This is a genomic window from Desulfosarcina sp. BuS5, assembly GCF_028752835.1.
Taxonomy (GTDB): domain Bacteria; phylum Desulfobacterota; class Desulfobacteria; order Desulfobacterales; family BuS5; genus BuS5.
On record NZ_CP087952.1, the window covers coordinates 4,053,037 to 4,066,517 of the forward strand.

Annotated in this window: 16 protein-coding genes and 1 pseudogene; 7 read left to right on the forward strand and 10 right to left on the reverse strand. The window is 39.1% G+C overall.

Features of this window, described 5'->3' with window-relative positions; genetic code table 11:
• Positions 1 to 471 precede the first annotated feature (471 nt).
• Positions 472 to 1,626 (forward strand): IS4 family transposase, encoded by a 1,155-nt coding sequence (locus BuS5_RS19595; protein ID WP_036019371.1) that lies wholly within the window; start codon positions 472 to 474, stop codon positions 1,624 to 1,626.
• Positions 1,627 to 1,766: 140 nt separating this feature from the next.
• Here BuS5_RS19595 and BuS5_RS19600 read toward each other — a convergent pair whose 3' ends face one another.
• The 8 genes and pseudogenes from BuS5_RS19600 to BuS5_RS19635 form a co-directional block, all read right to left on the reverse strand.
• The gene (locus tag BuS5_RS19600) at positions 1,767 to 1,925 is read right to left on the reverse strand and encodes a hypothetical protein (RefSeq protein WP_274427914.1); all 159 of its coding nucleotides are present in this window, start codon (positions 1,923 to 1,925) and stop codon (positions 1,767 to 1,769) included.
• Between the two features lie 192 nt (positions 1,926 to 2,117).
• A pseudogene (gene tnpC / locus BuS5_RS19605) lies at positions 2,118 to 3,416 on the reverse strand (IS66 family transposase); the annotation flags it as partial.
• A 427-nt stretch (positions 3,417 to 3,843) separates the two neighbouring features.
• Entirely contained in the window at positions 3,844 to 4,041 is a 198-nt protein-coding gene (locus BuS5_RS19610; RefSeq protein WP_274427654.1) for a hypothetical protein, read from the reverse strand.
• 234 nt (positions 4,042 to 4,275) lie between these two features.
• Positions 4,276 to 5,395 (reverse strand): IS3 family transposase gene (locus BuS5_RS19615; protein WP_198028380.1). Its coding sequence is split into 2 segments (ribosomal slippage): positions 4,276 to 5,122 and positions 5,121 to 5,395, totalling 1,122 coding nucleotides; the frame shifts between segments, so codons are not numbered across the junction.
• A gap of 45 nt (positions 5,396 to 5,440) precedes the next feature.
• Complete coding sequence (locus BuS5_RS19620; protein WP_274427915.1) at positions 5,441 to 5,689, reverse strand: hypothetical protein; 249 nt, start codon at positions 5,687 to 5,689, stop codon at positions 5,441 to 5,443.
• Entirely contained in the window at positions 5,686 to 6,558 is an 873-nt protein-coding gene (locus BuS5_RS19625; RefSeq protein ID WP_274427862.1) for a DUF4338 domain-containing protein, read from the reverse strand. The genes BuS5_RS19620 and BuS5_RS19625 overlap by 4 nt, the downstream gene beginning before the upstream one ends.
• Before the next feature lie 53 nt (positions 6,559 to 6,611).
• On the reverse strand, positions 6,612 to 6,974 hold the full coding sequence (gene tnpB / locus BuS5_RS19630) for an IS66 family insertion sequence element accessory protein TnpB (protein WP_274427634.1): 363 nt from the start codon (positions 6,972 to 6,974) through the stop codon (positions 6,612 to 6,614).
• Positions 6,971 to 7,357 carry a hypothetical protein gene (locus tag BuS5_RS19635; protein ID WP_274427635.1) on the reverse strand — a complete coding sequence of 129 codons (387 nt, stop codon included), beginning with the start codon at positions 7,355 to 7,357 and terminating at the stop codon, positions 6,971 to 6,973. Before BuS5_RS19635 ends, tnpB begins: the two co-directional genes overlap by 4 nt.
• Positions 7,358 to 7,392: 35 nt before the next feature.
• On the opposite strand from BuS5_RS19635, the gene BuS5_RS19640 reads away from it, so the two are divergent.
• Genes BuS5_RS19640 through BuS5_RS19665 form a run of 6 tightly spaced genes read left to right on the forward strand, consistent with a single transcriptional unit; the run spans position 7,393 to position 11,627 of the window.
• Positions 7,393 to 7,848 carry a hypothetical protein gene (locus BuS5_RS19640; RefSeq protein WP_027353991.1) on the forward strand — a complete coding sequence of 152 codons (456 nt, stop codon included), beginning with the start codon at positions 7,393 to 7,395 and terminating at the stop codon, positions 7,846 to 7,848.
• A gap of 44 nt (positions 7,849 to 7,892) precedes the next feature.
• The gene (locus BuS5_RS19645; RefSeq protein ID WP_027353990.1) at positions 7,893 to 9,806 is read left to right on the forward strand and encodes a tetratricopeptide repeat protein; all 1,914 of its coding nucleotides are present in this window, start codon (positions 7,893 to 7,895) and stop codon (positions 9,804 to 9,806) included.
• Between the two features lie 46 nt (positions 9,807 to 9,852).
• Positions 9,853 to 10,341 carry a type II secretion system protein gene (locus tag BuS5_RS19650; protein WP_051374785.1) on the forward strand — a complete coding sequence of 163 codons (489 nt, stop codon included), beginning with the start codon at positions 9,853 to 9,855 and terminating at the stop codon, positions 10,339 to 10,341.
• Between the two features lie 2 nt (positions 10,342 to 10,343).
• Positions 10,344 to 10,733 carry a type II secretion system protein gene (locus BuS5_RS19655; RefSeq protein ID WP_027353988.1) on the forward strand — a complete coding sequence of 130 codons (390 nt, stop codon included), beginning with the start codon at positions 10,344 to 10,346 and terminating at the stop codon, positions 10,731 to 10,733.
• Complete coding sequence (locus tag BuS5_RS19660) at positions 10,723 to 11,214, forward strand: type II secretion system protein (RefSeq protein WP_035265442.1); 492 nt, start codon at positions 10,723 to 10,725, stop codon at positions 11,212 to 11,214. The genes BuS5_RS19655 and BuS5_RS19660 overlap by 11 nt, the downstream gene beginning before the upstream one ends.
• A complete protein-coding gene (locus BuS5_RS19665) occupies positions 11,211 to 11,627 on the forward strand; it encodes a hypothetical protein (protein WP_027353987.1) in 417 nt (138 codons plus the stop codon). Before BuS5_RS19660 ends, BuS5_RS19665 begins: the two co-directional genes overlap by 4 nt.
• Before the next feature lie 39 nt (positions 11,628 to 11,666).
• On the opposite strand, the gene BuS5_RS19670 is transcribed toward BuS5_RS19665, so the two are convergent.
• Complete coding sequence (locus tag BuS5_RS19670) at positions 11,667 to 12,713, reverse strand: sigma-54 interaction domain-containing protein (protein ID WP_035265440.1); 1,047 nt, start codon at positions 12,711 to 12,713, stop codon at positions 11,667 to 11,669.
• Positions 12,706 to 13,089, reverse strand: coding sequence for a response regulator (locus BuS5_RS19675; RefSeq protein WP_027353985.1), 384 nt, complete (start codon positions 13,087 to 13,089; stop codon positions 12,706 to 12,708). The genes BuS5_RS19670 and BuS5_RS19675 overlap by 8 nt, the downstream gene beginning before the upstream one ends.
• Between the last annotated feature and the right edge of the window lie 392 nt (positions 13,090 to 13,481).

Here is a 13,481-nt window from a genome sequence, read left to right on the forward strand (position 1 = left end):
AAAAATTATTATTCCCTATATATTCAAATATTTTAACCAAAAAGATGGTTATTGCTATGAGTAAAGTTTCAAAATTAAAAAAAGTAGAACTGCCTGGAAAGACAAAGCAGTTGATCGTACTCGTATAATTAAGTATCAGAAAGCTGAGCTGAAACGTACTAAAAATGAACGAAATAAATACAAGTCTGAACTCCGGAAAAATAGACAAGAATTAGAACAAGAACGTAAAAAGAACACATTGTCGGTTAATAGTAAGGAGGAATTGATTTTTATTTCTTTACGCCTATTTTTGGTCGGACACGTTGGATTCAGAGCAATATCAAGGATGTTTCAGTAGTGTCCGGTTAGGTTTTTGCATGTTATATGGGATAAAAAAATTAGAAAAATGTTCATTTTTTACTTGACAAACCAAATAAAAATTTTTTATCGTTTTGTTATAAAATATAATTATAACAAGGAGTTAAGACAAAAATGGACATATTCAATATCCCAAAAAAGAATTTTAATCCCCAATCTCATGCTCGATTTCTCAAACCTTTGCAAAAGATTTTTCCTGACACGCCACAGCTTAAATCCCGAGGTCACAGGCCATTGAAAATGACTTTTGAAGATCAGCTTCACGCACTGATATTTTTCCATCTACAAGAACATGAATCAGCTCGTGATCTTATTCAACACCTTAAAGAAGACGATTTTGCCAAAGAATGTGTCGCTCCAGATGGAGGGATCAGTCGTAGCAGTTTTTCCGAAATTATCAATTCTCGAGGGCTTGAACAGCTTGAATATGTTTTTCAAGCTCTTTGCAGCCAGGCACAAAATGCTTTACCATCAAATTATTCAGATCTCGGTGAACTCGTTTCCATTGATGGATCTTTAATTGATGCAGTTCTGTCCATGTACTGGGCTGATTACAGAAAAGGCGCTAAAAAAGCAAAAGGCCATTTCGGCTTTGATGTCAATCGCAAGATTCCTATAAAAATTCATCTGACAAATGGAAATGGCGCTGAACGCCCCTTTGTCAGGTCTATCCTTACAAAAGGCCAAACAGGAATCATGGATCGGGGGTATCAATCACATAAGGATTTTGATCTTCTTCAGGATGAAAAAAAACATTTTGTTTGCCGCATCAAAGCGAAAACAACAAGAACTATTATCAAAGAGCAGCCTGTTGATCCCGACAGCTATATTTTTTATGATGCTGTGGTTCTTCTTGGCACTCCTGGGGTAAACCAGACCAGAAAGCCGGTTCGACTGGTTGGTTATAAAATTGCCGGTGTCAAATATTTTGTGGCAACTGATCGTTATGATCTTACAGCCGAGCAGGTTGCAACCGTTTATAAGCTTAGATGGGATATCGAAACTTTTTTCAAATGGTGGAAGAAACATTTAAAAGTGTACCACTTGATTGCTCACAGTAGATATGGCCTGATGGTTCAAATCCTTGCGGGGTTAATAACCTACCTGCTTATGGCCATATACTGCCATGAACAGTTTAATGAACCTGTATCAATAAAGAGGATTCGTCAGCTTAGAAATACCATCCAGAACGAATTACGTACTGACGAAAAAAACGTATGGTCTAATAATCTGATTATCAAAGAGCAAATGCTATATGCAAAAACTTAACCGGACACTACTGAGAAAAGGTAGATATGTCCATTACAATGTCAACCTATTTCAGATAAGGGAACTGGAAGGAAATAATCTACGCATATCGTGCAGAATTTTTGTTCGTCTTCAAGGCGTGGTAACAGTTGCATAGTGAACTATACAACTGTTACCGCAACGTAGAAGACGGACAAAAGGGCAAGCAGGATGCGTAGATTATTTTCTGTAAGTTCCCTATGTATTTCAATGGATAGCAAAAAAAAAATTTTAATAATATTAAGCGTTATTTTTGCCCTTACCCTTTCATATAGGCTCATGAATCCCTATCGTCAGAAAACTGTTTCCCAGTTAACATTTACAAACTCTAAAGTATATACAAAAACGTGTCCTTTCGGCAAGCGTGCATAGCGCAAAAAAAAATTTGGCGTAGGTAAGCAGTCAGCGGTTAGGTGCCTGTTTTTTGCAGGCACCCGGCTGATCAATCAGGATGGAAATATTAAAAAGTGATTTTATGCTTCAGGATTGTCCGGTTCAATCAGTGCGGATTTATAATTCCACGGCATCCATTTATCTGGGGATTCTGACAACTCAGAGGCATGTTCCAGCAGTGCTGTCAGGTAATCAAAAGGATTGGTACCGGATAAATTACAGGTATGAATCAGACTCATGAACAGATCACCTACCATGGCACCATGCTCAGTTTTATAAAACAGAGCATTCTTGCGATGCAGAACGACCTTTTTCAAAGCCTGTTCGCAAATATTGTTGTCCAAAGGTACACCTGGTTCCCTGAGAAAAAGGGTCAACGCCTCCCAATGTTTGAGCATGTAGCCAATAGCCTGGCCCAGCCCGCTGTTGGGCTCCACCAAATGTTGGTCTATTTGTTTGTGAAACCAGGTGTTGAGCTTTTTCATCAGCGGACCGCTGTTGTCCTGATGAAACCGTAGCCGTTCTTCAGCTTCCATGTTCTGTTCTTTGGTAATCTTATCATTTTTATATACCTCTGCGAGGATTTCGAGTACATAACTGCACTCTTCCGGGAAGCTTTGCAGTACGTCAACAAACTGTCTTCGTCCATGTGTAAGACAATTTGCCAGCAGAGTTTCGAATTCTTTGGGAACATTTCTGGACAGAGCATCACACATCTGAATGGGTGGGCTCAGACCAATACGACGCTTAAGTAAATCCATCAAGTTTTCTCCGGCATGCTGACGGCCGGTAAAAAACAGTGCAATTTTATGATCATCGGTTTTTGACAGTATACCCGTGGTAAATATACCTTTACGTTCCGGGTTATTTTCTTTGTTTTCCTTCATCAGGGACAAAACCTTCATAGTGGTGTCATCATTATGAATGATATCGCCCTGAGCGCCCTGACGGATAAATTCCTGATAAATCGGAGTAAGTTCCATTGCCATTTGATCGACAATCTCGAACTGTGTCGATGCAGGCAATGGTATGCCAAGACTTTGCTGAAGATCTTTAAGTCTGTTAAATGGCATACCGGTACCATATTTCAAAAGAGCAATCATGGCCTTGGCTTTTGCATCATATTTGTCTTCACCCACATTTTCAGGTGTCGATGCGGTGAAAATTGCTCCACAGAGATTACAGCGTAAACGCTGCATTTCATAGACAGTTCCACTTAATGGAGCGTTTCCGGTGATGCGTATGATTCGCTGCGGCTCCTTTAATTCATATACCTTGCCCTTTAAACATTCAGGGCAGTTGTCTCCAGGTTTAAGAGTATCATGGAAGACTCTGACTTTTTTTGCCCCGGTATAATTTTTAGCAGGTTTGCGGCCATGACCTTTTTTAGCTTTAACAGAATTCTTCTTTTTTGGGTGAGCCTTTGTTTAAGGTACTCCCCATTGTCAAGACAAAAAACAAGGTTTTTTAAGGTGCGCTTTTGAGCTATAAATAATCCTGAAAATTAAAAAAATAATAGTAAATAAAAAAAATATGTTTCTGTTTATCATAAAAATGTTCATAAACAACTTAACTAATTGATTTAATAAATAATAATACCATTCTAAAATGTTCATAACTTATTGATAAAATGTTTATAACTTTTTTGTATCTCATTAACATACTGTTAAAATTCAATATTAATATGTTTATAACTTATGCCGCACGTTGAATAGGGCATTCACCAAAATATATTATTTTTACAACCTCACATTGATCACCATTGCTGATAAATCTTGCCTGTTACTTCCTTTAATTTGTCCGATCTTAACTATCAATTTCGTAATCATCCGGCAAATTCAAAAAATCTTTTTTCGCCAATTGACTCTCAATTAAATAACCAATTTGACCATTCCTCTTGAGCTGTGAAATCATCCACTGTGGTAATCTAATTGTCACAAGCTCTCGTTTCAAATGGTCTGGTTTCTTTTTTCGACCAGCCCCTGCACGTTTTCCTCCTCTCATTTTTTTACCTCCAAAACATATAGTATGTTGAATTAAGTGCAACGCTATTCAAAAAATCATCCTAAAAATACGCTATATATTTGATTAGCGTTATGCAATATTCAAACAAACTCTACTACCAACTGATTATGTGTTGGATAGTACGCTTTTATCTTGTTTGCAGCAGGAAACATTTTTTATAATATCAATACGACTTAATGGTATTCTAATTAATTATACAAAGTGGTTCTGAAATTACCCTGGAAAAGTTTTAAAATATATCTCTGCCGGGGTCTGGTAATCCAAAGATTGATGGAGTCGTTCATTATTGTAAAAGCCAAAATATTCTCCAATGTTTTGAATAGCCTCCCTGACGGTCTCATAATTGTGAAGATAAACACGTTCATATTTCACGGTACGCCAAAGGCGCTCTACGAAAATGTTATCCAGAGCACGGCCCCGGCCGTCCATGCTGATCTTCACATCGGCTTTTTTTAAAACGCCGGTAAAGGCATCACTGGTAAACTGACTGCCTTGATCCGTGTTAAAAATCTTAGGTTTTGCAATTTTTAAGGCACCCTGTAAGGCTTTTATACAAAAATCCTTATCCAATGTGGTTGAAAATTCGTAGCTCAGGACATACCGACTAAACCAGTCTATCACTGCTACAAGATAGATAAAACCTGAATTCAAACGGATATAGGTAATATCCGTTGACCACACCTGGTCAACTTGCTCAATGGAAACGCCTCGCAGCAAGTATGGATAAATTTTATGCTCTTTTGATGCTTTGCTCAAATTTGGTTTTGGATATATAGCTTCAAGTCCCATAAGCCGCATCAAACGTCTTATTCGTTTAGGATTAACAGTGTGCCCTTGTCGCTTTAATACGGCCGTCATTTTTTCAACACCGTAGAACGGATATCGGGTATATTCTTCGTCTATCAATCGCATGAGAGCCAGGTTATAGCTCTCATCTTTGCAGGATTGATAGTAATAGGTTGATCTGTTTATTCCCAAAAGATCACACTGGCGCATTACCGGTATCAAAGAATGATTCGGCTCAATGTATTGACGCTTTATATCAATTGAGAAGGTTAGATTTTTTTTTTAGCCAGTCCAATTCGACCTTTAATTGGCCGATTTGTTGGTAAAGCTCCGCCTGGAATTCTTCAGCGTCTTTTTCTTTTTTTTGACGCTTTTTTGAAAATATATCGGGCAATTCTTCTAATAGACGCTTTCGCCATTGATTTATTTGATTTGAATGAACTCCATATTCACTAGATAGTTGAGAAATCGTCTTTTCCTTTTTAACCGTTTCAAGCGCTACTTTAGCTTTGAATGATGCACTGTAATTTTTTCGAATTTTACCCATTAATGAGCCTCCTTTTTGTTGATCAGGATATACTCATTTTACACCTTAAACAACTGTCCAGTTTTTGGGGAGTATTATAGTTTTTCCAGTTTTTTCGGTAGTTGCACCAAACAGCATGCGCAACAGCCGTCGTATGGAGGCGGCTTTATTGTCCACACACTGACTTAAAAGGTAGATAGTGTCAGCCATAGCCTTGATGAGTTCATAGTCCTCAGGTGGCAACAGTTCTTTAACACGCTTTAAAAGAGCATCTAACTGCTTGACGTCCAGGTCTATACGTTCCGGGGTCTTCACTGTGTGTCCCCCCGTAAAAGGCTGCGAAAATTTTTGGCTAATGGATATCCCCAAACAGCCTTTATAGATCGGTTCGGTTTAAATGTTTGATCATTTTTACCCCTGCCGGTGGTGTCTCCAAGATACTTCCAGTTCGCAGCCTTGTAACAGGTACCGGCAAAACGGGTTTTGTCCACAAAAGTTTCAAGGTACCAGATGGGATGATTGTAGATTTTACGCCAATCCAGGGCCAAGATTTTTATCATGTGACCAAGAAGATGGGAGGCCAGATGTGGTACGCGCACCCATGGTAGAATTAAAAATCGTGTATTATACGCCAAAAGGTGCAGATTTTTTTTACGCGTCTTCGCATCCCAGCCGATAAACCTGTCCCTGCAGCCTATATGCCTCGCTGCAGAAGACCAGGCAAAACATGCTATTGGCCGCCCATCAGTATAAACGATGTATTTCAGCTGTTCGCCCACTGAATGGCAGTAACCCAGATAATGGTAATACTCGATCAGGCTGTTGAACATTTTTTCATGCGGGCTTCTGCGTACCTGGCAAAATTCAAGCGGCCGTATTTTGGCTAATTTTGTTTCCAGTAAAGTTTGATTGATCTGAATTTTTTTAGGTTTTCTACGTTCTACAAATGGATTATGGGGATTACATTTTTTGTCCGGCAGACGTATGAATCCTGCACGGTGCAGTTCTAACATCATACCCCGACAGACCATATCACGCAATGCCCCATTGGCCTGGACCCAATTCCAGGCTATGCACAGTTTTCTGGAAAGCGCCCGGCGGCTGGCATCCGGATTTTGAGCAATAAGCTCCTTGATAAAAATAATATCTTTGTCAGTAACGACTCTGCCTCTATACGTAAACATGGGCATCAAATATCACATTTTTTACTGGAACGCAAGTCATTAAATATTTTTTTTTATTTTTTTACAGGAATTGGCCGCCACAATGGTGCAACATGAGCCTTTACAGGATTACCGTTCCAGATCAGAAGCTGCAGTTCATGAACGGCCAGAGGCCTGACCGCCTCACCGGATTTGTTTGGCCACCAGTTGAAACGTCCCTTAGACAGCCTTTTCTGACACATCCAGAATCCTTGGCCATCATACATAATGATCTTTATGGCAGTTGCCTTTTTATTACGAAAAATAAAAACATACCCTGAAAATGGATCGGAGCGCAGCACCTGCCGACAAACAGCATTTAGACCGTCGATACCTTTTCTGAAATCCACCGGGTCTATGGCCAGCAGGATACGCATTTGCGGAGTTATCTGAATCATGGCTGACTCCAAAACTGTTGGGTTATATTGATCAAGTCAGAACTGTCCGCAATTTGCATTGTCATCCTGGCACCGTTCTGATGTTGCATCTCGATAATGCCCTTGAAAGGCAAAGGGGCTTGGGCTACATCAAGTTCGATGAAAGATGCCGTCGGCACGGACGGATTTGGTGATATATTCTGGACGTAATGCTTTAGCTTGGTATGGTTGAGGCTCAAGGCTTTTGATATACGGTGCAGAGAATAGGCAGGGTATAACGAGGCAGCGGCTTCCCATAATGCTTCCGGAATGGCTTTACCTCTATCCCGGCTGTTACGCCATTGTTTAAATTTTTCCCGTACTTCATCCAGACTGTACTCGCCTGAAGGCTGCATAAGATTCATCGGTCATCCTCCTTATATAATATTACGTGATTTGAATGACCGATACTACCTTATTTGAATTTGTTTTTCATGCACGCTTGCCGAAAGGACACACAAAAACAAATAAAACCGACTCGGTACGCGATCCCAGGCGGACTGCCAATATACAGGACGTGATGCTGGATTATTTTTTGAATCCTCCTGAACATTTCGACAAGGTATATAAAAATATTTTTTTCAAGGAGGAGGCTGTAAAAAAAGAGGTCATATCACAGAAAGATAACCCGACTAAAAGAGTAAAGAATGAGATAAGTCAATTTAAAATTTTCGGTTCGTATGAAACTTCGGATGATAAGGCTATCTTTTTTGAACGTGGAAAACAGGTGTTGGTGATTAGAAAGGGAGATAAAATAGATGGTAAGTTTCTTGTGGAAAAAATTTCGCAACAGGATGTAAGTTTGAAATCTGAAGAAATAGATGATCGGATGCACATAGATCTGGGGGATTTTTAATTTTAAAACCAAGCCTGGTCCGTATAAGGCATTTTGTGATTAATATGATTATAAAAAAATTCAAGTATAAAAAACCGATATTGATGTTTTTAACAGGTATGCTTTTATTTATAATTGGTTGTTTAGGCAGCAATCAATATATAAAACAGGGGCAGGAAACTGCGGCTGCGGGAGACTGGGACAAAAGCGTGGAGATATTCCAGGAGGCCTGCAAGGCAAACCCGGATGATATTGAGGCCAGGATGATGCTGACTAAATCAAGGTGGAAGGCATCTATGATACATATAATACGAGGAAAAGCATTGCTGGAAAAAAAATTTGTTGATGATGCCATCCTTGAATTCAAAAAAAGCGTTGACTTAAATCCTGATAACCGGAAAGCTGATTTTCTCATTAAAAAGGCTAATAATATAAAAAAATCTGATCAATTTTTTATAGAGGGACAAAACCTGATTAAAGACAGGAAGTACCTGCAGGCAAGAAAAGCCTTTCAAAAAGCCGTTCGACTCAATCCTGAAAATAAAGAGGCTGTAACAGCCCTGGGCTATTATAGGAAACTGGTTGAAGATGCGCCAAAATTCAGATTAAAATATAAATCCGACACCCCTGTTTCTCTTAAGTTTAAACAAACACCGATAATCAATGTATTTGAAGTTTTAACAAAAATAGCCGGAATAAATTTTATTTTTGATAAGGATATGAAGGAAAGTAAGGTTACTCTTTTTATGAATGATGTTTCCTTTGACCGCTTTCTGGAAGTACTGCTGAAAACAAACGATCTTGCTGCAAGAGCAGTTGATGAAAAAACTTTGATTATATATCCGGACACACCTGCCAAGGCCAAAGAATATCAAGATCTTAAGGTTCGAACCTTTTACCTCGCAAACTTAAAAGCCCAAAAGGCTATCGGACTTTTCTCCAAAATCCTGAAAGCCAGGGATATCACGGCAAATGAAAAGTTGAATTCTTTAGTGATACGAGGTTCAAAGGAAGTAATAGAAATTGCATCGAAAATCATCGAAGCCAATGACAGGCTTCCGGCAGAGGTGGTCATGAATGTTGAAATTCTTGAAGTCAGCAAAACCAAGGAGCAACAATTCGGCCTTGAATATTCGGAATCATTCACCATAGGCATAGGAGAAAAAACCGATGGAATTAGCAGCGATACAGGTCTGGTCGGATGGATATCAATGGCTGACCTTGAGAGGCTATCCAATAAAGAGCTGATCATGACAACACCCCAGGCAACATTGAATCTTTTGAAACAGGATACTGATACAAAAATACTTGCAAATCCCCAGCTGCGCGTAAAAAATGCAGAAAAAGCATCAATTCTCATAGGTGAAAGGATTCCCCTGCGAGTCAACCGGCGGGTAGATTCATCAACAGGCGATGTGACTTCCGACTATCAGTATCATGATGTCGGCGTTAAAATGGAAGTCGAGCCAGTTATAAATATGGACGGTGAAATTTCCATGAGCCTCCTGCTCGATGTCAGCTCTCTTGGGCCTAATGTCGGGACTGTAGATGATCCCCAGTATTCAATCAACACCAGGACAGCCCAAAGTGTTCTGACCGTTAAAGACGGAGATAGTGTCATATTTGGCGGCCTGATTAAAGACATAGAACGTGAAACCATACGAAAAGTTCCGTTTATAGGTGATATTCCTGTAATAGGGCATCTCTTTTCCAACCTGGATTCTGATAACATAGAAACAGATATCATTATGGTGATTAAACCGGTAATTATAAGAAACCAGACAGTTCCGCAACATGATATTGTAGAGATGTGGTCCGGAAAAGAAAAAAGTTTTTCATTAAGAGAACCACATGAAAGCTATGCTGCTCAAAATGACAATTATCTGGATAGACCGGAGGAACAGCACCTTGAAAAATTGCTGAGTGATATTAACAAAGTGGTTAATCATGATAAGGCAGAAGTTATAATCGAAAATTAAGGGAAGAAATAGGGTTTGAAAACAATATTAACGTGGTAGATGGAAAATGGATGCTGGCAGAATAAAAGCTGAAACAGGTATTTACGGTATATACGGGATCACCCTGATAGAGCTTATTGTTACGATGGCTATTCTTTCTATTTTGGCAGCCGGGATAATCCCGCTTACCCGGGCAACATATAAAAGAACAAGAGAGCTGGACTTGAAGCAGAATCTAAGGATAATCAGAACCGCCCTTGATGAATATAAACGCTTCGTTGATGAAGGCGAAATCCCCAAAGAGGCTCTTTCAAGCGGTTATCCCAAAACCCTTGAGGAACTGGTAGATGGGGTTGAACTGCAAGGACAGGTAAAGTTTAAAAAAAAATTTTTAAGAAGAATTCCAAAAGATCCATTTTCAGAAGACGGGAGCTGGGGCCTGAGATCATATTTCGATGAACCGGATAGTGAAACCTGGGGAGGACAGGACGTTTATGATATATATTCATTAAGTGATAAACAGGCCATTGACGAAACATGGTACAGGGATTGGTGAAAATGCCAACCATGATGAACCGGAAAGGATATACCCTGATAGAACTCGTGATCGTAATGGCTATCATTGCTATTCTTGCGACTATTGCGCAGCCGAATTATGAAAGATCACGAATAAAGGCAAAAGAAACTTCTCTTCAGCGTTCACTCTTTATCTTTCGCGATGTAATCGATCAGTTTTATGCAGATCACGGTTTATATCCCGAAAATCTTAATGAGCTTTGCGACAAAAAATATATAAGAGCCGTGCCAAAAGACCCTTTTACCGGTTCAGCCGATACCTGGATTATCATACCTCCTGAAGACGCAGAAGAAGAGGGCGGGGGAATTTATGACGTACACAGCGGCAGTGATAAAGTGAGCTTGAGTGGTGTGCCGTATAATGAATGGTGAAAGTTTAAATGTGAAAAGTGCCGGTTTTACATATATCAGTGTATTAATTCTGGTAGTTATTGCAGGAATAGCATTAACCGGCGCAAGCAGGTACTGGAGCATCGCTGTAAAGAGAGACAAAGAGGCCGAACTTCTTTTTCGGGGTGATCAAATAGAAAAAGCTATTGAATCATACTATAACAGCGCTAAGGGCGGGCAGCAAAAATATCCCCGCACCTTAAAAGATCTCCTGAAGGATAACCGGCACCATATAATAAAAAAGCACTTGAGAAAAATTTATCAAGACCCCATGACAAAAGATGGGGAATGGGAAAAAATTTTGGATTCAGGTGGTGGTATTAAGGGAGTGTACAGCAAGAGTACCGACAAACCTTTAAAAACAGGCGGTTTTACAAAAGAATATAAAGATTTTGAGGATTCCGAAAAATATAGCGACTGGAAGTTTACACATCTGCTCAAAACGGTGAAAGGAAAAAAATGAATAAAATAAAAAGGCTATCTATTGCTGTATTGTTTTTATCTTTTATCTGGGGCAGTCATGCCTTTTGCGAGTCGATTGATGAGCTTGTAGACGAATTCGGGGTTGAATTTGAATCATTGAAACCGCTGCCCAATAGTTCCATTAATGCAGATTTTAAACAGGCTCAAATAGCTCTTGGAGCGGTTTATACGATCAAGGCGCTCAGGTTGTTGCACATCCAGAACCAGGAACTGATTAACAAAAAAGACGAGATAAAAGATAAATATGATGAAATCATTGAACAAAACAGGGAACTTATCCGGCTGCTTTCAATTCTTGTAAAAAAAGAGACCAAAAACAATCGGCTGCTCTCAATTATGGTAAAAGAAAATCTTAATGAATCAGGTACCGAATATAGATTTTCAGATAATTAATTCATAAGGCTATGGGGAAAACCCGAGGGAACTGTAGTCCTATAGCCCCCCAGTCGGTTCTATCCCCAGTTCGCTAATCTTGTACAGCAAGGTCTTGTAACTGATCTGTAAAATTTTTGACGCTTTGCTCCGGTTCCAGTGAGTTTTGGATAGCACCAAAGCAATTGCTTTCTTTTCGGCCCTATCCGAAGCTTTTTTTTTGATTTTTTTCAAAGAAAAATTTGAAAAATCCGGTTCTCCCGACTCCTTGATCTCATTAGAATGTGGCAGCGTTGTAGCAACCTGTTTTTCATTTGTACCCTGTTGGCTCTGGTCGGCTGCATATTCAGCTTCTTCTTCAAATTCTTGACGGATGGCTTCAAAATCGCCCACCACCATTAATCTTTTTAAAATATTTTGCAACTCTCTGACATTGCCCGGCCAGTGGTATGAAACCAACCGCTCGATGGTCTCCCTATCAGGTTTATAAAGAGGTTTTAGCTTAAATTGCTCGTTATATAGATCCACAAAATATTCAATCAAAAAAGGAATATCTTCACGTCTTTTACGCAAAGGAGGAATATGAATATTTATTGTGTTTAATCTGTAATATAAATCTTTTCTGAAAGTTCCGTTTTTTATATCACTGTCAAGTTTGCGATTGGTGGCGGCAAGAACCCATGTATCCGTTTTTTTGTCAGCTTCAGATCCAAGGGGCGCAAATTCTCCACTCTGAAGGACATGCAGGAGTTTGGCCTGAAGAAGAATAGACATATCGCCGATTTCATCCAAGAATAAAACGCCCCCATTAGCAAGCTCAAATTTTCCCCGCTTCTTTTTTTCTGCGCCGGTAAAAGCTCCACGTTCATACCCGAACAGTTCGCTTTCGAGCAAACCGTCCGGCAACGCGGCACAGTTTACTTTCACAAAAGGCTTTCCGCTTCTGGATGAACTATAATAAAGATTCTGAGCCACGACTTCTTTGCCTACACCGCTTTCTCCTGTGATTACGATATTTAAACCTGTATCAGCAACATGTGCAATAAGTTCTCGTGTCTTTATGATAGCCTGGCTGACACCGATTAAAGGGGTCTCAAAATTATACATTATTTTTCTCTGAAAGGATTTCCATAATTTTACTTTCAAGAACAGAAAGCTCAAAAGGTTTCTCCATAACCAAATCAGCATCAGCCTCGGCAGCCAATGCTTCAGGATGCTCCCCCCAGCCGGTAATGGCAATGACAGGGAGGTCGGGAAATTTTTTTTTCGCTATCGAGATAATGGCAACTCCACTTATACTTGGCATAACAAGGTCGGTAATGATAAGATCGAATCCATCAGGTTCGGACTCGAGTATTTTCAGCCCATCGAGACCATTTGCGGCAATAGCGACATTATAATTTTTTTTTCTTAAATAATTATCGAGCGCCGCAAGGATCTCTGCATCATCATCTATAATTAGCAATTTTTTTTGATCACCCATTTTTAGTTCCCCTGTAACACAGATTGTCAAATATTTTTGAGCGAGTCCTTATCAACGCCCTATTATTACAAACAGTTAAAATAAGTTAAAACAAGCTTTTTATTTTTCTGCATAATATGTTAAATGCGAATAAGCAAGCGGATTTCATGATAAAGTTCAGAGTATTATCTAAATATAACTTTTTTCTCCTATAATTAAATATAATTTACTATAACTTATTACAAGTTTTATATAATTATACAATCCTAATTTAAAAAACTTTTAAATTAAACTAAAGTTTTCTCAAAAAAAATCGATTAATTATTAATAATAAAGCTATCTGTATGATCACAAGTAAAAAAAATTTGCTTCAGGCTTTACGATTCCCGTATTTTTGTATAGTGGCATCTTTC